This is a genomic window from Flavobacterium sp. PL11, assembly GCF_035985025.1.
Lineage (GTDB): Bacteria > Bacteroidota > Bacteroidia > Flavobacteriales > Flavobacteriaceae > Flavobacterium.
In genome coordinates this window covers 22155-45325 of record NZ_JAXCIA010000003.1, presented here as the reverse complement: position 1 = coordinate 45325, position 23171 = coordinate 22155, and the positions used below count along the sequence as shown (strand labels likewise).

Sequence of the window (23171 nt, the reverse complement as noted above, 5' to 3'; positions counted from 1 at the left end):
AATTAAATTCAAAATTCTATGGAGCAGATTTATGTGATAATGTTAATTGCACTAGGGATTTTAGCTATCATCGATTTAATGGTAGGTGTAAGTAACGATGCCGTTAACTTTTTAAATTCTGCTGTTGGTTCTAAGGCTGTGTCTTTCAAAACTACAATGATCGTAGCCAGTCTTGGAGTTCTTGTTGGGGCTATGTTTTCCAGTGGAATGATGGAAATTGCCCGAAGTGGTATATTTGTTCCTAGTATGTTCAGTTTTAATGATGTAATGATTATTTTCCTTGCGGTGATGATCACTGATATTTTGTTGTTGGACGTATTTAATTCTTTGGGATTACCTACTTCAACTACAGTTTCCATTATTTTTGAATTATTAGGAGCAGCTGTTTGCTTAGCGCTTTACAAAATATATAGTACTGATGATTCTTTTGATAATCTAGGAATGTATATAAATACTAAGAAAGCCTCTACAATTGTTTACAGTATTCTTCTTTCAGTGCTTTTATCCTTTTCCTTAGGTAGTTTAATTCAATATATTTCGCGATTAATATTTACTTTTCATTATGAAAAAAAGCTCAAATACTTTGGAGCCATTTTTGGAGGCGTTGCCATTTCAGCAATTACTTTTTTTATATTAATTAAAGGTTTAAAAGGAGTTTCTTTTATTTCAAAGGAACAATTTGCATGGATTGATCACCATCAATTTCTGATATTAGGAGTTAATTTTGTAATCTTTCTGATTCTTTCTCAAATATTAATCAGTTTTTTTAAAGTCAATATCTTACGTGTTATTATTCTAATTGGAACCTTTGCCTTAGCACTGGCTTTTGCTGGAAATGACTTGGTAAATTTTATTGGTGTTCCAATTGCTGCATTCAATTCGTACCAAATTTTTCAAGGAAGCGGAATCTCTGGCGATGATTTTATGATGGGTGCTCTAGCAAATGATGACATTGTAGCTCCCTTTTATTTTTTATTATTAGCTGGTGTTGTGATGGTGATTACATTATGGACTTCTAAAAAAGCTAAAAGTGTTATTGAAACGGGTGTTAATCTTTCTCGACAAGGAGATGGAGTAGAAAAATTTTCACCCAATACTGCTTCAAGATTTATTGTAAGATTAGGGGTAAACATTGGAGAAGGCATTAATTATTTTTTACCAAATAAATTACAGATAAAAATTGATGAACGTTTTAAAAGTGTTACCAAGCCAACAAAAAACACTAAAGACGAACCCGCTTTTGATATGGTTCGTGCCTCGGTAAATTTAATGGTAGCCAGTATTCTAATTTCTATTGGTACTTCTTTAAAATTACCTCTTTCAACAACTTATGTAACTTTTATGGTGGCAATGGGTAGTTCATTTGCGGATAGAGCTTGGGATAGAGAAAGTGCTGTCTATAGAATCGCAGGTGTTTTTAAAGTAATAGGTGGCTGGTTTTTCACCGCATTTGTTGCTTTTATATTAGCATTTATCATGGCCTATATTTTAAAAGTAGGTGAAGTTTTTGCCTTTGTTGGATTACTACTTTTATTGGGGATCATGCTATACAGAAGTTCTAGAAAACATAAAGTGAAAATTAAAGAAGAAGAGGAAGTTAAAAGCCTTCGCAGGGAAGACATAGGAACCGTTAATGAAATGATCACTGAGAGTTCGTCTCAAATTGCAAAAGTATTCCGTAAAACCAGTGCGTTATATTCTAATTTAATAGATAATTTAAGCTTACAAGATCTAGCAAAATTAAAACAGAACAAAAAAGACCAAAAGAAACTTGAAAAAGAGATCGATGAATTAAAAAGCAATGTTTTTTACTTTATCAAAAATTTAGATGATAATTCAGTTGAAGCCAGTAAATTCTATATTTTAATTTTAGGTTATTTACAAGATATGGTTCAGTCTATTGATTTTATTACGTCTAACAGTTATTCACACGTTAATAATAATCATAAGAAATTAAAATTCAATCAAATTAAAGGTTTGAAAACTATTGATCAACAGTTGCAACAATTGTTATATTCTTTGGAGGAAAGTTTCAAAAACGAGGATTTTTATAAAATTGATCTGGTTTTAAATGACAAACAAATTCTATTAGATACCGTTTCTAATTTAATTTCAAAACAAATTGAAACCATTAGAACTACAGAAACTAGTCCCAAAAACAGCAAACTTTATTTTGCATTGTTGTTAGAAGTAAATGATTTAGTAAAATCAATAACTAATTTATTGGAGTTATTTAAAGAGTTTAATAAATTGAATAAGAATTAATTTAAATACTTTGAATTGCATTTTAAGGACTATTGCCCACACTAGTAGCGTTTCACTACAGTTTATGTTGTCGTTTTTACATTCGATTTGTTAAGCTCAAGCGTGTCAATACTGTTACTCGAGTTTGCTAAGATGCTTCCAGCATAACAATTTGAGGAAATAAGGGTTGTGAAGAACTATACTATTCATTTTAAATTTCCCTCAATTACTATTTGTCACGCTGGAAGCGTCCCAATACCTTCGCTTTTGTTTGTTGAGATGCTTCCAGCATGACAATTGGAGGAAATAAGGGTTGTTGAAACCCAATACTGTTGTTCTCGTTTGCTAAGATGCTTCCAGAATGACAATTGGAGGAAATTATGGTTGTTGAAACCCAATACTCTTGCTCTCGTTTGTTGAGATGCTTCCAGCATGACAATTGGAGGAAATAAGGGTTGTTGAAACCCAATATTCTTGCTCTCGTTTGTTGAGATGCTTCCAGCATGACAATTGGAGGAAATTAGGGTTGTTGAAACCCAATACTCTTGCTCTCGTTTGTTGAGATGCTTCCAACATGACAATTGGAGGCAGTTGTGGTAAGGAGTTGAACGACTGTTGCTCTCGTTTGCTAAGATGCTTCCAGAATGACAATTGGAGGAAATAAGGGTTGTGAAGAACTGCACTATTCATTTTAAATTTCCCTCAATTACTATTTGTCACGCTGGAAGCGTCCCAATACCTTCGCTTTTGTTTGTTGAGATGCTTCCAGCATGACAATTGGAGGAAATTAGGGTTGTTGAAACCCAATACTGTTGTTCTCGTTTGTTGAGATGCTTCCAGCATGACAATTGGAGGCAGTTGTGGTAAGGAGTTGAACGACTGTTGCTCTCGTTTGCTAAGATGCTTCCAGCATGACAATTGGAGGAAATAAGGGTTGTGAAGAACTGCACTATTCATTTTAAATTTCCCTCAATTACTATTTGTCACGCTAGAAGCGTCCCGATACCTTCGCTTTTGTTTGTTGAGATGCTTCCAGCATGACAGTGGGAGGAAATAAGGGTTGTTGAAACCCAATACTGTTGTTCTCGTTTGTTGAGATGCTTCCAGCATGACAATTGGAGGAAATTATGGTTGTTGAAACCCAATACTGTTGTTCTCGTTTGTTGAGATGCTTCCAGCATGACAATTGGAGGAAATTAGGGTTGTTGAAACCCAATACTCTTGCTCTCGTTTGTTGAGATGCTTCCAGCATGACAATTGGAGGCAGTTGTGGTAAGGAGTTGAACGACTGTTGCTCTCGTTTGCTAAGATGCTTCCAGAATGACAATTGGAGGAAATTAGGGTTGTGAAGAACTACACTATTCATTTTAAATTTCCCTCAATTACTATTTGTCACGCTAGAAGCGTCCCAATACCTCCGCTTTTGTTTGTTGAAATGCTTCCAGCATGATAATTGGAGGCAGTTTTAATGAGCAGTTTCAATACTATTGTGTTCGTTTGTTGAGTTGCTTCCACAAAAAAAACACTATCAATTCCTAAAAATTAAAAAGTGCTTTTTTTACTAAATAACAATTATTTTATCTTCCTGATAACCATCCTTCAGGATTGTTGTAAGTTGTGTTTTGCAATATTAAAAATTTAATAATTGTTTTTCCTGTTTCACCATTGGTTCTTACCGTACCTATATTTTGTTTAATACCTACCTTATCACCTTTACTAACATTTACTGAACTTAGATTTTGATACACCGTAAAATAATCACCATGCTGTATCATTACAGCTCTATTTACGGGTGACAAAACAATAACGCTTGTTACTTCCCCACCAAATACAGCTCTTGCGCTTGCTCCTTTATCAGTTGTTATCTCAACACCACTATTGTGTACTGTAATAGTATTAAATAATGGATGTGTTTGATTTCCATAGCCCAAGGAAACATAGCCTTTTTCTACTGGATAAGGCAATCTTCCTTTATTAGATCTAAAATTATCAGCAATTATTTTTGCCTCTGGAGTTAATTCAATTTTAGAAGAGGAAACAGCAGCTTTAGAAACTGGAGCACTTGGATTCGCCTTAGCTTTTTCTAATGCCGCTTTTCTATTCGCGGCAGCAATAGCTTCCCTGATTAATTTATTAATTTGCCTGTCTACAATTCTATATTCTTGTTGTTTTTTACCAATTTCTTTTGAAATCTTAGTTTTATCTTTTTTAAGAACATTAACTAATTTCAACTGTTCTTGCTTTTCTTTTTCTAGTGATAAACGTTCCTTTTTATTTTCAGCGATCAATTTTTGCTTCGCCGTTTTTTGAATCGATAATTTATCATTAAAGTCTAATAATTTATCTGATTTAACTTTGATCTCTTCGCCTTGCATTTTTCTATAACCTGTATATTGTTTCATATACTGCGCTCTTTTATAGGCTTGTAAAAAACTTTCGGAAGATAAAATAAACATGGCTCTACTCTCAGTTGAACGGCTTTTATATGATTTTACAATCATTTTAGCATAATCTTCTTTTAGATCTACAAGTTCCTTTTTGAGTTTGTTGATTTGCATTTGATTAATATACATATCGTTACTAAGCAATTTAGTTTGCTTTTCAGTGGTGTTAATCAGTTTTTCTTTAAGTTTAATTTTAGTGCTTTGAATGATGACAACATTTACTGCTGATTTCTCTTTTTTCTTAACGCTTTGTAATAATTTTTCATTTTCTCTAATTTCTTTCTGAATTTGAGCTTTGCGTTCTTCTAACTTTTCTTGCTGTGATTCCTGACTCCATAATAAAGAAGTCATACAAATAAAAATTAGGCTTAGGAGAAATTTTGGCATCTTGAAAAAATATTTTTGCAAATTTACTTAATTATAATTCTTTTGTACCCACTTGGCACACTATAAGGAAAAGAAAGTTCTTCGTTGAAAGAAACAGAGTTATACTCTAAATTTATTTCCGTATTGCCTTTCTTTTGAAATGTATTTATAACCACGTTAGATGGTAATATAGCTTCATTATACACTTTGCTATCTGCGTAAGCAATCTTAATCATCCGCTCTTCAGCTGTCTGAGTGATTTCTTGCTTTTGAACTAAAAACTTATCAGAATCTAGAAAGAATGATTTTTTTGTGTTTTTATTCGATAGATCATCTAAACGATACGTTTGTTCAAAGATTGATTCTAAATATTTACCCTTACTTAAATCATCAATTGCCTGTCCTAGTAACATGTTTTGAATCTTATTATAATCTAAATCAGTTCCTAACCATTGACTCAAACTACTAAAATCTCCTTCAAAATACTTACTCCCTATTTTTTCATAATAATTCACAGACGTTGGCGTAATCAGCGCTTTAGCCATAGTTATTCCAAGAAAACGAATGCTAACTAAGATTTGTTCGTCTTTCTTGATTCGTATCTCAGCGGTAACATTTTGCGTTTGTTTGTCATCGGCATAACGTGCACTTGACTTAATATATAATGTCGAAAATTGATTTTTATTGTTATTATATTTCTCTATTATTTTTTTAGCTGTCATAAAACTGGCCGTTTCTACAGGCTCATTACTCGCTGCAATTGCAATAGCTTTTGTTTTACAAGAGACTACAAAAGCGGAAAGTACTACCAATAATACTATTTTTTTCATTACTTTTTTTCTTTTAATAATTGATTGGCTTTAGAGAAAAATAAGTCTTTTTTCTTAAAATCTCCAAGTCCGTTAAAGGCTTCTCCTAATTGAATGTTGAAATTAATTTCTAATTCCTTGTTCTCCACTACATAATCTATGCCCATTTCTAATATATCTTTTGCTTTTTTAAACTCCTGCAAATGATTTTTAGCTAAACCTGCGTAATAATAAAACTGAGGTTGTGTAGGATAGCTTTCCAGAAGTACAACTGCTTTTTTTGCTAAATTATCAAACTGTTTTGTTTCTGTAAGCGCTTGAAGTAAAAGTAAATTCGTTTCAACAGATTCATCTGATCTATTGTTAAGAGCGTTTTCAAAATATTTAATGGCATTCTCCCATTGTTTTTTATTATAATAAAACTTTCCTATTTCTTGAGCAACATTTACAGATTTATCATTTTCAAAATAACCAACTGCTTTCTCTAAATCAGCAGCGTATTGTGGGTTTTTATTCGAAAATATTAAAAATTCATTTAGAATACGGTGTTTGATTTTAGAATCAATTTTCGAACTTGCTAAAACCGTGTTCATAGCCTTAACGGCGTTTGCACCATCATTTTCTTCAACATAATTTTTGAATAAAGTAACTTGTGCCCACTCTGAATTTGGGATTGCTTTTTCTAATTTTTTTACAATCTCAAAAGCTTTACTCTCCTCATTATTTTTAGAATATAAAAAAATCAAGCTTATATAATTCGACTCTTTATCAGGGTATTTTTCAATTTGAGAAATTAAATTACTAATCTCAATATTTTGGAATTTCCCTTCTGATAATATTTGGTTTTTATACAATTCTCTACGATCCGTTTTTCCAATGGTTTCGTCCAGTTCTTGAATTAAGATTAGCGCTTTTTCAAATTGTTTAGATCCCATATAAAGCGACGCTAAATCTTCTTTATACTTAGGATCAAATTCTATTAATTTATTAATTATTGCAATTCCTTGCGTCAGATTTTTAGTTTGAAAAGTCACATCATACATTCCCATCCAAAACCACTTATTTTTAGGGTCTTTTTTGGCAGCTTTTTCAAATGAATTATAGGCATTACTATACTCTTTTAATGCAAAATAATTTTTACCCAATTCAAAATTTACGGTCGCATCATTAGCTTTAATTTTATCGGCTTTTTCAAGCGCGATTATAGCTTTATCATAATTCTCAATTCCTTTTTGAAGTAGCGATTCATAAAAAAGTTCTTGAAATTGATCTGTATCTAGTTTAATTTCCTCAGGCTCTATTTGTGCCCACAGCAAAGCTGAATTGCATTGCAAAACAAATATGAAACCTATATAAAACTTTCTTTTCATAATTCAGACTTCTAAGGGCCGGATGAGTATTATTCTAAAACCGAATAATCTCCTATACTAATACTTGTAAAATTGCCATCAAAACTAGCGTGATTCCCTATCATTCCATTATCTAACTGAGCATTTTTTATGTGCGAATGTGTTTGAATCAAGCTATTTTTAATAATGCTGTTTTCTACATGACATCCATCTCCTAAAGAAACATTTGGGCCAACAGTTGTATTAACTAAAGTTACATTTTTACCAATGTAACAAGGTGGCACGATAGTAGAATTTTCTAATTTCACATCATAATCTACTAAGTGTTCTCCGTCATTATGAAGGAAACCTAACATTCTAGAATTAGTTTCTACTGTTACATTTTTATTACCGCAATCCATCCATTCATCCACTTTGCCTGGAACGAATATCATTCCTTTAGCCATCATTTGCTTGATTCCATCATTGATTTGGTATTCACCGCCATGAATAATATTGTTATCTAAAACTAGTTGCAATTCATTTTTTAAAACGGCCACATCTTTAAAATAATAGATTCCAATTACAGCAAGATCAGAAACAAATTCAGCTGGTTTTTCTACCAATTCTACTATTTCATTATTGTCATTTAATTTCACCACACCAAAAGCTTCAGGATGATCAACTTGTTTAACCCAAATAACACTATCAGCATTTTTATCCAAATCAAAATCAGCACGTATTAGCGTATCAGCGTAAGCGATAACTGCTGGTCCGGATAATGAATCTTTTGCACACATAATGGCGTGACCAGTTCCCAGCGCTTCGTTTTGGTAATAAATGGTTCCTTTAGCGCCGAGTTTAGTTGCAATTGCAATTAATTCTTCTTCCACTTTTGTGCCAAAAGTTTCATGGATGATAAAGGCAACTTCCTCTATGTCTTGTTGCAAAACTCCTGCAATATCTTCGACCAAACGGTGCACGATTGGCTTACCAGCAATAGGAATTAACGGTTTAGGAATTGTTAAAGTATGTGGGCGAAGGCGTGATCCACGGCCAGCCATTGGTACAATTATTTTCATTGAATTTATTTTTAAACGCAAAGTTCACGAAGATTTTCGCAAAGTTCACAAAGATTTTTATTATTTTTTTTCAACCGTAGATTTAGCGGTTTATAACGATTTCGACAGTTATTGATTAATATAAATTTTTACCATTTAATACCGATCACGAATCACGATTCACGATTCACGATTCACGATTCACGATTCACGATTCACGATTCACGAATCACTATTTAACCCCAGTGCTTCCAAAACCACCTTCTCCTCTATCTGTTTTTGATAGTTCATGTACTTCAATCCACTCTGCGCGCTCGTGCTTACTAATAATCATTTGCGCAATGCGTTCTCCATTTCGTACTATAAAATCTTGATTGGATAAATTTACTAAAATCACAGCAATTTCCCCACGATAATCAGCGTCAATAGTTCCAGGTGAGTTGAGCACGGTAATTCCGTTCTTTGCTGCAAGGCCGCTTCGTGGTCGCACTTGTGCTTCGTAACCTATGGGCAAAGCAATAAAAAGGCCTGTTTTTATGATGGCTCTTTCTAGGGGTTTTAGTGTTATTGATTCAGTAATATTAGCTCTTAAGTCCATCCCTGCTGAAGCTATTGTTTCATAGTTAGGCAAGGCGTGAGCTGATTTGTTTATAATATTTATTGTCATTTTTTCTTGTTTTATAAATCGAAAAATACGTTTATGAATTGGTATTTATTTTTATTTCTAAGTCTTAGCCGTGATGGAAGTGAAAAGCCTTTTTTTATAAAACTGTATTTTTTCTTGTACAAAAAGAGCGACTGCAAGAAGCTCCTTTTTGTGCTTAGAAAAAAACAGTTTTAGGAAAAAGCTTGAAACGTACAGCGCGATTAGCTCCCATAAAATAGTATTTACTTTGATTTTCTTTTTAAAATAGTAGTTAATAATTCTTTTTCGTTGTAATATATGAAGTATAAAAAAATTGTTAATAGCGATATACCTACAAAATAATTTTCTCTAAAACCGTAAAAGGAAATCGATGAAAATCCAATAGAAATAAGCAAATACATTGCTATTTTATTGATGTCGTAAGGAATAGGATAATACTTATTTCCGAAATAATAAGAGATTCCCATCATGCTACCATAAGCAGCAATAGTTGCAATTGCCGATCCATAATAACTCATAGTGGGAATTAGCAAATAATTAAGCGCTAAGGTGATTACAGCTCCTATTATAGAAATGTACGCTCCGTAATGCGTTTTATCAATGAGTTTATACCACACGGAAAGGTTCGTATAAATTCCAAGAAAAAAATTAGCCAAGATGATCAAAGGCACCACTTTCATAGCTTCCCAATATGATGCGTCTTGGATCATAATCATTTTTAAGACATCAGCAAAAACAATCACTGATAGCAAAATAAAGGAACCAAAAATTACAAAATATTTAGTAATCGTAGCGTATGTTTGCGGCGCATCCTTATTATTTGCATGACTAAAAAAAAATGGTTCTATTCCTAATGTATAAGCAGTGCGGTATAATACCATAAATAAACCTAATTTATAACAAGCTGAATAAACGCCAACTTCAGCGGCAGCGATATTAGCTGGCAATAGTTTACCTAATAAAATTTTATCAAATTGTTCATTTATGGCAAATGCGATTCCAGCAATCATTATAGGCATTCCATATTTCATCATTTGCTTCCATAAATTGTAATCAAAATGCCATTTTAATTTTGCATAATTTGGTGATAGCAATATAAAAGTTAGCAAACTAGCCACAATATTAGATACAAAAATATAACCTATTTGGAAGTCAGCGATATACAAATTACTTAATAAATGATCTGGGTTTGATTGTGCTATTGCTGGTAAGGATATTAAAAAGAAGATGTTTAAAAACAAATTTACAGCTACGTTTCCAATTTTTATAATTGCGTATTGTATGGGTTGTTGATTGACCCTTAATTGAGAAAACGGCACAATTACCAATGCATCTAAAACAAGAATCCAAATAGTGTAGGTTATATATTGCTCATCTATTCCTGACCAAATGGATAATGATTTTCTAAAGAGCAATGATATAAATAAAAACCCGAGCGAAGTCCAAAATATAGAAACAGAACTCGTTTCTATCACTGATTTTTTATTGGTTTCCTTATTATAAAATCTAAAAAATGCCGTTTCCATTCCGTACGCTAGAATGACATTAAAAAAAATCATATAAGCAAATATTATAGAAACCTTTCCATATTCTGCTTTTGGGAGTAAATCTGTATATAAGGGTACCAATAAAAAGCTGAACATTCGCGGTATTACTGTTGCTAATCCGTAAATCGCAGTTTGTTTAAAAAGATTTTTATATAATCCCAAAATGGTTTTTTATTAAAATTCAAGCGACAAAAATAACCAATTCTTTCTTTTAATGGGTCAAAGAGCCTAATTGTTTTGAGATACTAAAAAAGAAGTACTATTTAATTAGTGTTTGATTTTTTTCTATAAGGTCTGTGATTTTGAAATAGTGGATTTTGTCATTTTCTCTATATTCTAAAATCGCTTCATCCGACTTTAAATCAAAATCAGTTTTTTTAATAACGGGCGCTTTATTGCCGTATTCTTTTTCAGCATCAGCATCTAAAATGAGGTCACTGATTATATTATTGTTCTTGAAATGCGCTACGAACTTGCTAGAGTTAATTTCTTCTATTTGTACTGATTGCTTATCAAAATGAACTTTGTCTAATAGTATAGTCTTAGATAGCGGTGAATTAAATTCGATATAGAGATTTGTTTTACTATTTGCAGGCTTTTCATTATCTTTTTGATAATAAACTGACTTGATTTCCTGCGGAAATTGAATTTGTAATTCATGTTTCATAGCACAGAATGTTAGGCTAAGTGTAAGCAGCGAAATTGCGATTATTGTGGAATATCTTTTCATAATAGTAACTTAGCTTAATCCTTCTTTATTTAATATTTTGACAAAATGAAATCCTTTAGGTGCGTACCCTTGATTATAATAAAATCGATGTGCTGCAAAATTTCCAGTAAATGCATCTAAAACAATCATGGTGCAGTTTAGCTCTTTGGCTTTAGCGTCAATGTAATCAGTCATCATCTTGCCAATGCCTTTCATACGAAACTTGGGATGTACAATAAAATTATCAATTTCTAAATACTTGCCTGACCATAATTTTGTCCCTGACCATAGGCCTGTAAGCCCTACACAAATCTCATTATGAAAAACCGCAACTTGCTGATATTTGTGAGGTATCATATCTGAAAGATATTGATCGTACTTATCTAAACTTAGATTAGTGTATAAATATTCCATAATATGAAATTGTGTAAGCATCTCTTGTTTTGTGGTGAGTTCTTTAATATGTAGTTGCATTTTTTAGGCTAATTGTTACGCTATAAAGGAAATAAAAAATGCCGACAAATAATAGTTAAAATACTTTTACAAAAAAATATTTTTGCTTGCAGCTTTTCATTGCTTTGGTAAGTAGTCGTAAAATTTAAATATAATGAGATACTTCATTTTGCAATTCGATTTATCGATTTATTGCAAATAATTCCTTTGCTATTAATCCACAGGAATATGCGAATATTACTGGTATAATTGGACTAAATAATCAAACAAGAACTTCACCTTTAGAATTTATACAAGACTAAAAAATAATATACTGAAAGCTAATTACTTACTTACTTACTTACACTTTATAAAAAACATCTTCTATGACAATATCTAAATCTGGAAACAAAGGACTTGTAATTTTTTCTCCCTCAACCTGAGGTTTTAAACCAATAAATATTCCGTTCACTAATGTATAAACTAAAATCAGTTTATCATTCGGTTCAACAATCCAATATTCTTTGACACCAGCTTCTTGATAGAGATTAAATTTAGTGTGTACATCATGTTTACTATTGTTTGGCGACAGAATCTCAACCATCAAATCTGGAGACCCATTGCATCCCCTTGCATCTAATTTGCTTTCGTCACAAATGATACATAAGTCAGGCTGAACGACTGTAGAGTCTTTTCTGGATGATGGAATAGGCAATCGAACATCAAAAGGTGCCTGAAAAACTCTGCAAGGTTTATTTTTATAATTAATATAAAAAATTCCTGTAAGATTATTAACAATCGTTTGATGTACCATACTGGGAGCTGGACTCATTTTCCAAATAAATCCTCTAATCAGTTCTAATCGTTCATGAAAATGCCAACGCAAATAATCTGAATACGTGTATTGTTTAGTTAAATCTAAATCAGAAAAATTTGTAATTATCGACATTATATGCGCTTTTAAAATCAAATTTAAGTAAATAACATTACTTTACTAAATAATAATAATTAAAAATGAATCAAATTTAGGAATTGTTTACAATTTATAATTAAATCATCATTTTGCAATCTCGGATTTCTTGGTTATTATCAGTGACACTGTATCTTAAAAATTATGACCAATAGTTAATTGACAATTACGGAAATAAATTACAAATTAAAAATGAAAAGAAAAAATTGTACATTTATGTGATAAAAATCAAAAATGACTCCTACAGAAATAAAACTATACTATTTTTTCAGGAAGGACTTAAAGCTAGACGATAGTCGCGCTAAAGTTTTTGCGGAGGTCTTATGTGAAAGTATAGAAAATCAAACCAACAAAACTGCAACCGAATACAAAAGCCTTCTCAAAGAAGAAATGTTAAAACTTGATATAAAAATAGCAGAAACAATAAGCGAAATGATTAAATGGTATTTTGCGTTTTTTGTAACCCTGATGTTAATGATTCTAGGCCTATACGCAACTATTTTACTAAAGTAAAAAACTATTTAAATATTTAATAAAACCAAAAAAAGACGATTGAAACAAATTTCAATCGCCTTTTTTATAAAATTTAAAAATTCTTCCTATCCTTTCAATGCCTCAGCACCACCAACGATCTCTAAGATCTCATTAGTAATAGCTGCTTGACGCGCTTTATTATATGTTAATTTCAATTGATTCCTCAATTCTGTTGCGTTATCTGTTGCTTTGTGCATAGCAGTCATACGCGCTCCGTGCTCCGAGGCAAATGAATCGCGAATACCTTTGTATAATTGTGTCTTCAATGATTTTGGAATCAATGTTAATACAATCTCTTCTTTTGATGGTTCAAAAAGATAATCTCCAGGTGTTACAGCAGCATCTGATTGAATTGGCGCAAGCGGTAAAAACTGTTCCGTTTGTACTATTTGTGTCGCAGCATTTTTAAATTGGTTGTAAATCAACTCAATTTTGTCATACTCACCTGAAACAAACTTCTGAGTTAATTCATCAGCTATTTTTGCTACGTTATCAAAAGTCAAGTCATCAAAAACCGAACTTTGATTGGCAACAACATCAAGTGTTTTACCTAAAACATCATTTCCTTTTTTACCAATAGCAAAAATATCAACTTGTTTTCCAGCATAATATATGGCACGACTTTTAGCTTCTTTAATGGCGTTAGTATTAAAAGCACCTGCTAAACCTCTGTTAGAAGTGATTACTACAAGTAGTACTTTCTTGATTTCGCGTTGTGTCGTATATTCTCCACCTGCATCACCTTCCAGCGTAGCAGAAAGATTTTGTAGCAATTCAGTCAATTTTTCGGCATAAGGACGCATTGCAGTGATTGCATCTTGTGCTTTCTTTAGCTTTGCTGCAGAAACCATTTTCATCGCTGATGTAATTTGCATCGTTGATGAAACGGAAGTAATTCTATTACGGATTTCCTTTAAATTTGCCATTATTTTTTAAGTATTAAGATTTAAGTATTAAGTATTAAGTCAAGGAAAAATCTTGATACTTGATACCTAATACTTAATACTTATTTTAGTTATATTTTGCTGATAATTCTTTTGCTACTGACTCGATTACATCTGTAATCTGCTCTGTTAGTTTTCCTGCTTTCAAAGCATCAAGAGTATCTCTATGTTTATTGTTCAAGTATTCTAAAAAGTCTTTCTCAAATTCTCTTACTTTATTCACAGGAACTTTTCTTAATAAGTTTTTTGAACCTGCATAGATAATAGCAACTTGATCTTCAACAGTATATGGATCGTTCAAACCTTGTTTCAAGATTTCAACGTTTCTTTTTCCTTTTTCAATTACGTTTAATGTAACCGCATCAAGATCAGAACCAAACTTAGCAAACGCTTCCAATTCACGAAACTGTGCTTGATCTAATTTCAATGTTCCTGCTACTTTTTTCATTGATTTAATTTGAGCATTTCCTCCAACACGAGATACCGAAATACCTACGTTGATCGCTGGACGAACTCCCGAGTTAAACAAATCTCCATCTAAGAAAATTTGACCATCCGTAATCGAAATTACGTTTGTTGGAATATAAGCGGATACGTCACCAGCTTGAGTTTCAATAATAGGTAAAGCTGTTAACGAACCACCACCTTTTACAATTGATTTCAATGAATCCGGTAAATCATTCATGTTTCTTGCAATTCCATCATCAGCAATTACTTTACAGGCACGCTCTAATAAACGGCTGTGTAAGTAAAAAACGTCTCCAGGATATGCCTCACGTCCCGGTGGTCTTCTTAATAATAAAGATACTTCGCGGTAGGCAACAGCTTGTTTAGATAAATCATCATAAACAATTAAAGCTGGACGACCTGAATCTCTAAAATATTCTCCAATGGCAGCACCTGCAAAAGGAGCATAAACTTGCATAGGAGCTGGATCAGAAGCATTAGCAGCAACAATAATGGTATATGCCATTGCGCCTTTTTCTTCTAACATTTTTGCAATTCCTGCTACCGTTGACGCTTTTTGTCCAATAGCAACATAAATACAAAATACTGGTTTCCCTGCATCGTAAAATTCTTTTTGATTTAAGATGGTATCAATACAAACAGTTGATTTACCTGTTTGACGGTCACCAATAACTAGCTCACGCTGTCCTCTTCCTACCGGAATCATTGCATCTACTGCTTTGATACCTGTTTGTAAAGGCTCAGTTACTGGCTGACGGAAGATAACTCCTGGAGCTTTTCTTTCTAATGGCATTTCGTATAAGTCTCCACCTATTGGTCCTTTTCCATCAATAGGAAAACCAAGGGTGTTTACTACACGACCTACCATTTGCTCTCCTACTTTAAGAGAAGCAATACGTTGTGTTCTTTTAGCAGTAGAACCTTCTTTGATTCCTGTTGATGGTCCTAAAAGTACCACACCCACATTGTCTTCTTCAAGATTCAAAACAATTGCCTCAAGACCATTGTCAAATTCTACTAACTCACCGTATTGAACATTTGAAAGCCCGTAAACACGAGCAATACCATCTCCAACTTGAAGTACCGTTCCTACTTCCTCTAGCGTAGCGCCAGATTCAAAACCTTCTACTTGCTTTCTTAATATTGCTGATATTTCAGCAGGTTTAATTTCCGCCATCTTAATTTTTAAATTAGACACTTTAACGTGCAATATAACTAGTTACTTAACTCTCTTTTTAATACTTGTAATCTATTGGCAACTGAAGCATTATACTCTTTATCGCCTATTCTTAAAATAAATCCTCCTATAATAGCAGGATCTATTGTATTTACTATTGTGATTTTCTTATCTGAAAATTCTTTTATCTTCGCAGAAACTTTAGCTTCAAGCGCAGCGTCCATAGCAATTGCTGTAGTTACCGTCACGATTTGAAAACCATTGTTTTCATCTGATATAAGAACGTATTGTGAAACAATATCTGCTAAAATTTCAAATCTCTTGTTTTCAAATAATAAACGGAAAAGACTTTTAGTCAATGCTGTTGTATTTGCAAAAACTTCTGTCAAGGCACTTTGTTTTACACTAACAGAAATTGTTGGATTTTGAATAAAACTACTCAACTCCTCATTACTATTTATTGTTGACGAAATTAAAGCCATATCTTTATAGACATCTGGCTCGTTTCCCGCAGAAATAGCTAAATCTAAAAATGCTTTTGCATACCGAATTGCTGCTCTAGTTCCTGACATAACTTTAGTTTAATTTTACGTCACCTAACATATTCTCAATCAATTTAGTTTGAGCTTCATTATTAGATAATTGGTCTTTCAATAATTTTTCTGCAATATTCAATGACAATATTGAAACCTGTGATTTCAATTCAGCCATTGCTGCATTTTTTTCTGCTTCAATCGCAATTTTTGCTTGCGCAATCATTCTTTCGCCTTGAATTTGTGCTTCTTTTTTAGAATCAGCAATCATTTTATCTTTCATTTCACGAGCTTCTTTAAGCATATTATCTCGCTCTAATCTCGCTTCTTGTAAAATACGCTCGTTATCAGCAGTTAAATTCTGCATCTCTCTACGCGCTGATTCGGCTGATGCCAAAGCATTGTTAATCGATTCTTCACGACCTTTTACGGCTCCCAAAATTGGTTTCCAAGCAAATTTTCTCAAAAGTAGAAAGAAAACAATGAAAATAATCGTTGTCCAAAAAATTAAACTCTCCGGTGCTGTAAGATTCATATAGGTATATTTAAAATATTTTTTTTATTTTATAAATAAAAACTTCCTGCAGCCAACCGCTACAGGAAATTTTAATTTGTAATTACTTTGCGATTAACGCAACAACTACTGCGAAAAGTGCAACACCTTCAATAAGTGCAGCAGCGATAATCATAGCAGTTTGGATTTTTCCAGCAGCTTCTGGCTGACGAGCAATGGCATCCATAGCAGATCCACCAATTTTTCCAATTCCAAGACCTGCACCAATTACTGCTAATCCAGCTCCGATTCCAGCTAATACCATAATAATAAATTTATATAGTTAATAATTAATAAAACTCAAATTAATGATGATCATGCTCTGCTACTGCTTGACCAATAAATAATGCTGATAACAACGTAAAAATATAAGCTTGCAATGCAGCAACTAACATTTCTAATACCAACATAAATAATACAAATGCTCCCGAAATAGGAGAAACCGCCAAAGTTTCAAATATAAAAATCAATGAAATTAAACTCAAGATGATGATGTGACCTGCTGTAATATTAGCAAACAAACGTATCATCAATGCAAACGGCTTTGTTAACATGCCAATAATTTCTACAGGAATCATAATTGGATACAATGCTTTTGGTACAGGCGGTGTTAAAATATGTCCCCAATATTGTTTGTTTCCACTGAAAGATGTCACAATAAAAGTGATAAAAGCCAAAACAAAAGTAAAATAGATGTTTCCAGTCAAGTTTGAGCTAAAAGGAAAAAACGGAATTAAACCAATCAAGTTGTTAATCCAAATAAAGAAAAAGATAGTTAAAAGATAGGGCATGTATTGCGCATATTTTTTCTCTCCAATATTTGGTCTCGCAATATCATCTCTTACAAATGTTACTAATGGTTCAAGAAAACCAGCAATACCCTTAGGTGCTAATTGGTTTTTCTTGTACGATCTTGCTACTACTAAAAATATCAAAAACATAACAATAGCCGACATAAACATAGAAAAGACATTCTTTGTAATCGAAAAGTTCAAAGGTCTTGCACCAAATTCAAATGCGCCATTGTCTTTTTGATCCTGTGTTAAAGTTTCAAATTTATCAGCGTAAAAAATAATTTCATTGTAGCGAACTAGCTTTTGACCATTTTGATCCACAAAATGTTCGGCTTTGTTGTCATGGTGGAATTTTTCAGAAGAGAAAATTTCTAATCCGTTGTTTGTCCACAAAATTACAGGAAGATAAAAAGTAATGGGATGTCCATTCCAATCAGCAATATGAAATTCATGAGAATCACCAATATGCGAATTAATCAATTTAGTAGCACTAAATTCTTCTGTCTCTTGAGTTGCTGCTGTCGAATTTTCGGCAACCACTTCATTTGCAGCAGAAACATTCACGGCCTCTGGATTTGCAAATCCAAAATAAGGAATACTGGCTATTACGGCAACTAATATGAACTGAGCAAGTTTATTTGAAAATACCATTCTTAAATTGTGTGTCTAATTCTACGTTTCAAAATTTTTTGCAAAGGTACATAAAATATTCACAATTGAAAACATATCATTTTGTTTTTCAGCATAAAATTATATTTTAATTCCGCTAATTATAAATAAGATTTACTGTTTATTTATTAATCGAATAGCATAAAAAGTTTCAAAAAATAGGAATAAAAAATAGGGAATAAAAAAGGCGCCAACATCAGGAATTTTGCTTAAAATTTCTGACTGAATCAAGGGAATCAAAAAAACGATAGCGCCCAACATTTTTAAAAGACTAAATCCCATAAAAGCAAATCCAGTTTTATCAGCAAAAGTTCTACTTACAAATAGTAGAAAACCATAACTTAATAATGTCAATGTAAGGTGAAAAACGTAAATACTCCATGTAGAATAAAAAAACGAAATATTTATAAAAAATAATTTAGTTATATAGTATTGTAAAAAAAATAATACAATAGAAATTGGTAAAATAGTAATTAAAAATCTGTAGAATGGTTGCATTAATTGTCTTTATTTAAATTTTTAACTTGCCTTATCACATTATATAAGGCAATAAAAACGGCAAAAAGTGATAATATAATAGTGAATATTGACGAGTCAGTGTATTTTTTATCAAGCCATATTCCTAAGTAAGTAAAACAAAAGATGATTATTCCCATTTGAAAGGGAATATTTAGCATCACAAGCCATTTATTAGTTTGTTTTAAATTGTTTTTATCTTTGTTCATTAACTGAAATTGCTTGTTTTGCACTTAAATTCATTACACAGTTTGCAGTAAAATCAGCTCCTGGCTCTATTGATAATTTACCTACGGTTACTTCACCTTTTATTATTGCCGTTGCTTTTATATTCAATAATTCTGTAACTTGAATATTACCACTAAATTTTCCTTCTATATCTGCATTATTACAAATTATATCTCCTGTTACGCTTCCTGCTGGACCTATAACTAGTTTTCCACTTGTCTTAAAATTGCCAGTCAATTCTCCATCCAGTCTAAAATCGGCTTTTGAAATAATATCGCCTTTAATACTTGTTCCTTCTACAATTCGATTGGTTTTTCCTAAAAGCTCGGTGTATGGTTTCTTTTTTTTATCAAACATATTTATAAATTTAACGCTAAGTACTCATCAAGATTTTTCTTGATTTGGATCACTTTATAATTTTCACTTGAGAGTACAATTGGGGTTTCAACTATTTTAAACTTTTTATTGTCTTTTAGAATTAATGCAATATCATTTGCATACAGTTTTGATTTGATTCCATGAATAGTTATAAAGCTTACATTAGTTGTATAGATGTCATAAGAAATATAAATTTTTTGCACATTTTCGCTATCTATAAAACTTTTAATTTTATTTTCTAATTCTTGTGTAGCCTTGTCATCACGACCACCTACTTTATATAAAATTTTCCAATTATTAGAATCAGTCATTGCAAAATCCATTTGCTCTAACTGTCCTATTTGTTCGTCAAGTATCAATTGTGCACCCTTGCCTTCGTCCGTATTAGGATAATTAGTAGCTACATCCTGTAAAGCGTTCTTGTATGCAGCCAAGCCTTTTAATTTAGCTATAGTATATGCTTTAAGCAATTCAAATTTGGATACAATGACCTCACCTGAAAATTCTAAAATCAATTGATCTATATTTGATAAAACGAGTGAAAATTGTTCCTCTTCATACAATTTAAACCATTTTGTATACACAGCCTCTGGTGAGTTTTCTTGAGACGTTGGTTTTGAATTAGTTATAATTTGCGTGTATCGTGAGTCAGGATATTGAGCAATTATCTTGTTTTTAACAGCAGTTGCTTTATTTAAATCAGTATTTTCATATAACTTATATAAATTATAAAGAGATGGAAGAATCAGTTTTTCTTCTGGATTTCTGTTTAAAACATTTTCCAGTTTGGCTATAGCCAAAAGATTTTCTTTTAATTTTTCTTTGTAAATGATACCTAGTTGATAATTAACTGAATTTCTCTCGGTGTAAATACTATCTATCGCTTTAGCACTACTGGGAAGTTGTTTTAAATAAAAGTCAATAGTATATTTTTCTAACACAGCTTCTTTTTCCTCTATATTATCTGAAATATCAGTACTAGAATTTAAAGCATTCTCAATTGTGTTCACTGTATTATTTGATGAAATTCTCCAATTGCCATCGGATGATCTATTCCCCCATATTTTTTTAAATTGCAATTTCCCAAACGCAATGGTCGTAGGATTATAAAAATAAAATAAAGTACTATTATTAGTAGCTGATGATTTAATTGGTTTATCATCAGTGGCTGATGATTTAATTGGCATTGCAGGAGGATTTGCATTAGATCCTGCGAGCGGATTTGCAAAGTTTGGATCAGAAAAATCATCAAATGTTGAAGCTGCATTATTGCGATCGATATTTTTTTGTTTAATAGCATTTTTCTCGGCTAAAACTTGTTTTGCCTCATCTTCATTTTTCAATTTTTCAATATAGTTTTCAAAGTATAGTACTCTATCAGCTGGATTTAGCTTAACTACATTCAAGATACTATCATTTTGTTTGGCTATTGCTTCATATAAAATTACCTCATCCAAATCTTTTCTTATTTTTTGGATTTTAAAAAACTCTCTAGACTTGTTATTAAGTTTTACTAAGGTGCTATCATAGTATTTAGCAGCAGCAGGATAAGCCGCTTCTTTAAAATACATGTTTCCTAGATTTCTATAGTTTGACGCTACTAAATAAGCATCTTTGGAATTGGATTTTAATGATGCATTATACAAGTCACGAGCCTCTTTATGGTTATTCTGTGTGTCAAAATAAAGGGCATAATTATAATAAATCAAGTCTTTGTAAGGACGATTTTCTCTGTCTTTAATTAATTTTTCAAAATTCTCTTCAAACAAATCAAAATCTCCATTCTGATAATCAAACAGCTCTGCTTTTTTAGCATGTGCTTGAATTACAAATTGTCGATCGGCTTTTCTATTCATATCAATAACTGATTGATAAGAAGCAATTGCGCTGTCTTTATAACCCAATTGTTGATACAGTTGTGCTAGAATAAAACGATATCTGGCTTTGTCCTGATTCACTTTAGTAAATTCTATTGCTAATTTAATTTTAGCAACAGCGCTATCTTTCTCTTCTAGATTTAAAAAAGAGGCAGTCAAAAGCGCATTTGCATCTGCAAAAACTTGATTTTTAACTTTGCGATCTTCTAATAGTTTACTAATGTTTTTGATCACCAAAGCGTCATTGCCTAAACGCATATTCGTTTTTTCGCGCCATATTTTAGCCTCATAAATCTTACTACTATTGGGATATTTGTATAAAATATAGTTAAAAGCATCGAGTGCTGGCACAAAACGCTGGTCAAAGTACCGTGCTTTTCCAAGCATTAAATAGGCTTCATCAATTTGACTATTTCTTTCTCTTCCACCAATGTTCATTGAATGTTTTTGAATAGCTTTTGTAGCTTTGGTCTCCGCCAATTCAAAATCAGCGTTACTGGGTTTAGAACTAGACAGAATTTCATCTTTTAACTGCATTTTTTCTGGCGGTAAAAGTTGCCAAAAATCATCATCATTATTGGATTTAATAGTTTGAACGCCTTTGTCAAAGCCTACTCCACCGTTATACAAAATATTGTACTTCGTGCTTAAAGCATGTGAATTCCTAGACAAAAAAGTATTCTTTTTAGTAGAGCATGCAGCGACAAATACTAAAAATAAAAGCAGGAGAAATTGTTTAATTATATTGATTTTCAATGGAAAACGTTTTTATCAATTAACTATCAAATACACTTTTTAGTATATTGACTGGTAAAAATACATTTCTTTTTGATAGCGTGAAAATTATGTGCATTTAATCCAGCAAAACAAATGTCTTTTAAACCGCAAATTCGCAGATTTTCTTAAAATAAGCAGTGTGTCATTATTAAATACTTCTTATAAAACTGTATAAGCACATTAATGATTTTACCTTACTAATTTTGTTGACTAGTTTTTGTTGCTTTGCGTAAGGGATACAGCGGAAATCCTTTTTTATTTTTGACAAAGAATAAAAAAAATTGGGAGCGAAAGCCCGACCCGAAGTTGCCAGAAGGAACGACGAAGCAACTTCGGGTCACGCCCAAATAAAAGTTGCTTTATGAAGATTAGGTTTAAACCGCAGATTCGCATATTTTTTTACAAAAACTTTTAAAAATCTGCGAATCTGTGGTCTATTAAACATTCCTCTAAACAGCAAAAAACAATTCCAATTCTTTCAGTGTTTCCTCAGAGGTTTGAATGTCCTTGACTACTTCCCCTTTGTGCATCGCGACAATTCGATCGCTTACCTCAACGGTGTGTTGCAAATCATGACTGGAAACTAGTACGGTAACTTCTGGATTGTTAGCTAGATCCTTGATGATTTTTTTTAATCGGAATTGGGTTGTTGGGTCTAGATTTGCAAAGGGTTCATCGAGAATGATCACATCAGGATTTCCTATCAGCGTGGCAATAATTCCCACTTTCTTTTGGTTTCCTTTAGATAAATCACGTAAATATTTTTTGTTTTTCAGTATCTCACCATTAAAAAATTCTTCGTGTGTTGCTAGTAAAGCATCGACATCAGCTTTGTTTTGTCCGCGTAAATCACCTATGAAATAAAAATATTCTTCGGGAGTCAAGTAGCCTATTAAGAAACTTTCGTCTAAAAAAGAAGCGGTAAAAGGTTTCCACGCTTCGCTAGTATTCACTTGGATATTGTTGTTGATAATATTTCCTGTAGATGGCTGGATTAAATCCAACAAAAGACTGAAAAAAGTCGTTTTTCCGGCTCCGTTGTTTCCAACGAGTCTAAAGCTTTCGCCTTTTTTTATTTCTAAAGAATCTATTTTTAATACGGTCGTTCCGTTATACGTTTTTGAAAGGTTGTTTACTTTGATCATTCTTTATAGCTTAGTAGTTTAA

At 32.2% G+C, this 23171-nt stretch carries 23 protein-coding genes; 2 read left to right on the top strand and 21 right to left on the bottom strand.

From position 1 onward, the window contains the following. Positions 1–18: 18 nt before the first annotated feature. Positions 19–2265, top strand: coding sequence for an inorganic phosphate transporter (locus RCH18_RS02670; RefSeq protein ID WP_326935219.1), 2247 nt, complete (start codon positions 19–21; stop codon positions 2263–2265). 215 nt (positions 2266–2480) lie between these two features. On the opposite strand, the gene RCH18_RS02665 is transcribed toward RCH18_RS02670, so the two are convergent. From RCH18_RS02665 to RCH18_RS02620, 10 genes are all read right to left on the bottom strand, one after another. Next, positions 2481–2825, bottom strand: coding sequence for a hypothetical protein (locus tag RCH18_RS02665; RefSeq protein WP_326935218.1), 345 nt, complete (start codon positions 2823–2825; stop codon positions 2481–2483). Positions 2826–3821: 996 nt separating this feature from the next. Continuing rightward, complete coding sequence (locus tag RCH18_RS02660) at positions 3822–5075, bottom strand: murein hydrolase activator EnvC family protein (protein WP_442788138.1); 1254 nt, start codon at positions 5073–5075, stop codon at positions 3822–3824. A 23-nt stretch (positions 5076–5098) separates the two neighbouring features. Continuing rightward, a complete protein-coding gene (locus tag RCH18_RS02655; protein WP_326935216.1) occupies positions 5099–5884 on the bottom strand; it encodes a DUF4292 domain-containing protein in 786 nt (261 codons plus the stop codon). After that, positions 5884–7233 (bottom strand): tetratricopeptide repeat protein, encoded by a 1350-nt coding sequence (locus RCH18_RS02650; protein ID WP_326935215.1) that lies wholly within the window; start codon positions 7231–7233, stop codon positions 5884–5886. Before RCH18_RS02650 ends, RCH18_RS02655 begins: the two co-directional genes overlap by 1 nt. Before the next feature lie 29 nt (positions 7234–7262). Beyond that, positions 7263–8273 (bottom strand): sugar phosphate nucleotidyltransferase, encoded by a 1011-nt coding sequence (locus tag RCH18_RS02645; protein WP_326935214.1) that lies wholly within the window; start codon positions 8271–8273, stop codon positions 7263–7265. A 211-nt stretch (positions 8274–8484) separates the two neighbouring features. Then, positions 8485–8919 (bottom strand): dUTP diphosphatase, encoded by a 435-nt coding sequence (dut, locus tag RCH18_RS02640; protein ID WP_326935213.1) that lies wholly within the window; start codon positions 8917–8919, stop codon positions 8485–8487. Between the two features lie 221 nt (positions 8920–9140). Beyond that, positions 9141–10607, bottom strand: a complete 1467-nt coding sequence (locus tag RCH18_RS02635; RefSeq protein ID WP_326935212.1) for a lipopolysaccharide biosynthesis protein — start codon at positions 10605–10607, stop codon at positions 9141–9143. A gap of 97 nt (positions 10608–10704) precedes the next feature. Further along, positions 10705–11112, bottom strand: a complete 408-nt coding sequence (locus RCH18_RS02630; RefSeq protein WP_326935211.1) for a hypothetical protein — start codon at positions 11110–11112, stop codon at positions 10705–10707. Between the two features lie 72 nt (positions 11113–11184). Continuing rightward, positions 11185–11628, bottom strand: a complete 444-nt coding sequence (locus tag RCH18_RS02625; protein WP_326935210.1) for a GNAT family N-acetyltransferase — start codon at positions 11626–11628, stop codon at positions 11185–11187. A gap of 319 nt (positions 11629–11947) precedes the next feature. Further along, on the bottom strand, positions 11948–12535 hold the full coding sequence (locus tag RCH18_RS02620) for a Uma2 family endonuclease (protein ID WP_326935209.1): 588 nt from the start codon (positions 12533–12535) through the stop codon (positions 11948–11950). A gap of 255 nt (positions 12536–12790) precedes the next feature. On the opposite strand from RCH18_RS02620, the gene RCH18_RS02615 reads away from it, so the two are divergent. Continuing rightward, positions 12791–13069, top strand: coding sequence for a hypothetical protein (locus tag RCH18_RS02615; protein WP_326935208.1), 279 nt, complete (start codon positions 12791–12793; stop codon positions 13067–13069). An 86-nt stretch (positions 13070–13155) separates the two neighbouring features. On the opposite strand, the gene atpG is transcribed toward RCH18_RS02615, so the two are convergent. The 11 genes from atpG to RCH18_RS02560 all read right to left on the bottom strand — a co-directional run bounded on the left by atpG (position 13156) and on the right by RCH18_RS02560 (position 23149). Then, complete coding sequence (gene atpG, locus RCH18_RS02610; RefSeq protein WP_326935207.1) at positions 13156–14016, bottom strand: ATP synthase F1 subunit gamma; 861 nt, start codon at positions 14014–14016, stop codon at positions 13156–13158. 85 nt (positions 14017–14101) lie between these two features. Beyond that, positions 14102–15679, bottom strand: coding sequence for a F0F1 ATP synthase subunit alpha (gene atpA / locus RCH18_RS02605; protein ID WP_326935206.1), 1578 nt, complete (start codon positions 15677–15679; stop codon positions 14102–14104). A gap of 38 nt (positions 15680–15717) precedes the next feature. Continuing rightward, a complete protein-coding gene (gene atpH, locus RCH18_RS02600; RefSeq protein ID WP_326935205.1) occupies positions 15718–16251 on the bottom strand; it encodes an ATP synthase F1 subunit delta in 534 nt (177 codons plus the stop codon). Positions 16252–16255: 4 nt separating this feature from the next. Next, positions 16256–16747 (bottom strand): F0F1 ATP synthase subunit B, encoded by a 492-nt coding sequence (locus RCH18_RS02595; RefSeq protein ID WP_326935204.1) that lies wholly within the window; start codon positions 16745–16747, stop codon positions 16256–16258. A gap of 82 nt (positions 16748–16829) precedes the next feature. Further along, a complete protein-coding gene (gene atpE / locus RCH18_RS02590) occupies positions 16830–17030 on the bottom strand; it encodes an ATP synthase F0 subunit C (RefSeq protein ID WP_031453874.1) in 201 nt (66 codons plus the stop codon). Positions 17031–17070: 40 nt separating this feature from the next. After that, entirely contained in the window at positions 17071–18210 is a 1140-nt protein-coding gene (gene atpB / locus RCH18_RS02585) for a F0F1 ATP synthase subunit A (RefSeq protein WP_326935203.1), read from the bottom strand. A gap of 132 nt (positions 18211–18342) precedes the next feature. Then, positions 18343–18726, bottom strand: a complete 384-nt coding sequence (locus RCH18_RS02580) for a hypothetical protein (RefSeq protein ID WP_326935202.1) — start codon at positions 18724–18726, stop codon at positions 18343–18345. Further along, the gene (locus RCH18_RS02575) at positions 18726–18905 is read right to left on the bottom strand and encodes an AtpZ/AtpI family protein (protein ID WP_326935313.1); all 180 of its coding nucleotides are present in this window, start codon (positions 18903–18905) and stop codon (positions 18726–18728) included. Before RCH18_RS02575 ends, RCH18_RS02580 begins: the two co-directional genes overlap by 1 nt. A 34-nt stretch (positions 18906–18939) precedes the next feature. Continuing rightward, the gene (locus tag RCH18_RS02570) at positions 18940–19329 is read right to left on the bottom strand and encodes a bactofilin family protein (protein WP_326935201.1); all 390 of its coding nucleotides are present in this window, start codon (positions 19327–19329) and stop codon (positions 18940–18942) included. Between the two features lie 2 nt (positions 19330–19331). After that, complete coding sequence (gene porW / locus RCH18_RS02565) at positions 19332–21983, bottom strand: type IX secretion system periplasmic lipoprotein PorW/SprE (RefSeq protein WP_442788137.1); 2652 nt, start codon at positions 21981–21983, stop codon at positions 19332–19334. A 470-nt stretch (positions 21984–22453) separates the two neighbouring features. Next, positions 22454–23149: an ABC transporter ATP-binding protein gene (locus tag RCH18_RS02560; RefSeq protein WP_326935199.1), complete on the bottom strand. Its 696-nt coding sequence runs from the start codon at positions 23147–23149 to the stop codon at positions 22454–22456. Positions 23150–23171: the final 22 nt, after the last annotated feature.

What these genes read in the sequence shown, in the direction of transcription:
- RCH18_RS02660 (WP_442788138.1), bottom strand. Translation starts at nt 5,075, where the DNA reads ATGCCAAAATTTCTCCTAAGCCTAATTTTTATTTGTATGACTTCTTTA.
- RCH18_RS02570 (WP_326935201.1), bottom strand. Translation starts at nt 19,329, where the DNA reads ATGTTTGATAAAAAAAAGAAACCATACACCGAGCTTTTAGGAAAAACC.
- dut (WP_326935213.1), bottom strand. Translation starts at nt 8,919, where the DNA reads ATGACAATAAATATTATAAACAAATCAGCTCACGCCTTGCCTAACTAT.
- RCH18_RS02650 (WP_326935215.1), bottom strand. Translation starts at nt 7,233, where the DNA reads ATGAAAAGAAAGTTTTATATAGGTTTCATATTTGTTTTGCAATGCAAT.
- RCH18_RS02595 (WP_326935204.1), bottom strand. Translation starts at nt 16,747, where the DNA reads ATGAATCTTACAGCACCGGAGAGTTTAATTTTTTGGACAACGATTATT.
- RCH18_RS02670 (WP_326935219.1), top strand. Translation starts at nt 19, where the DNA reads ATGGAGCAGATTTATGTGATAATGTTAATTGCACTAGGGATTTTAGCT.
- atpA (WP_326935206.1), bottom strand. Translation starts at nt 15,679, where the DNA reads ATGGCGGAAATTAAACCTGCTGAAATATCAGCAATATTAAGAAAGCAA.
- RCH18_RS02620 (WP_326935209.1), bottom strand. Translation starts at nt 12,535, where the DNA reads ATGTCGATAATTACAAATTTTTCTGATTTAGATTTAACTAAACAATAC.
- RCH18_RS02615 (WP_326935208.1), top strand. Translation starts at nt 12,791, where the DNA reads ATGACTCCTACAGAAATAAAACTATACTATTTTTTCAGGAAGGACTTA.
- RCH18_RS02630 (WP_326935211.1), bottom strand. Translation starts at nt 11,112, where the DNA reads ATGAAACATGAATTACAAATTCAATTTCCGCAGGAAATCAAGTCAGTT.
- RCH18_RS02580 (WP_326935202.1), bottom strand. Translation starts at nt 18,726, where the DNA reads ATGCAACCATTCTACAGATTTTTAATTACTATTTTACCAATTTCTATT.
- atpE (WP_031453874.1), bottom strand. Translation starts at nt 17,030, where the DNA reads ATGGTATTAGCTGGAATCGGAGCTGGATTAGCAGTAATTGGTGCAGGT.
- atpH (WP_326935205.1), bottom strand. Translation starts at nt 16,251, where the DNA reads ATGTCAGGAACTAGAGCAGCAATTCGGTATGCAAAAGCATTTTTAGAT.
- atpG (WP_326935207.1), bottom strand. Translation starts at nt 14,016, where the DNA reads ATGGCAAATTTAAAGGAAATCCGTAATAGAATTACTTCCGTTTCATCA.
- RCH18_RS02645 (WP_326935214.1), bottom strand. Translation starts at nt 8,273, where the DNA reads ATGAAAATAATTGTACCAATGGCTGGCCGTGGATCACGCCTTCGCCCA.
- RCH18_RS02625 (WP_326935210.1), bottom strand. Translation starts at nt 11,628, where the DNA reads ATGCAACTACATATTAAAGAACTCACCACAAAACAAGAGATGCTTACA.
- RCH18_RS02560 (WP_326935199.1), bottom strand. Translation starts at nt 23,149, where the DNA reads ATGATCAAAGTAAACAACCTTTCAAAAACGTATAACGGAACGACCGTA.
- RCH18_RS02575 (WP_326935313.1), bottom strand. Translation starts at nt 18,905, where the DNA reads ATGCTAAATATTCCCTTTCAAATGGGAATAATCATCTTTTGTTTTACT.
- atpB (WP_326935203.1), bottom strand. Translation starts at nt 18,210, where the DNA reads ATGGTATTTTCAAATAAACTTGCTCAGTTCATATTAGTTGCCGTAATA.
- RCH18_RS02655 (WP_326935216.1), bottom strand. Translation starts at nt 5,884, where the DNA reads ATGAAAAAAATAGTATTATTGGTAGTACTTTCCGCTTTTGTAGTCTCT.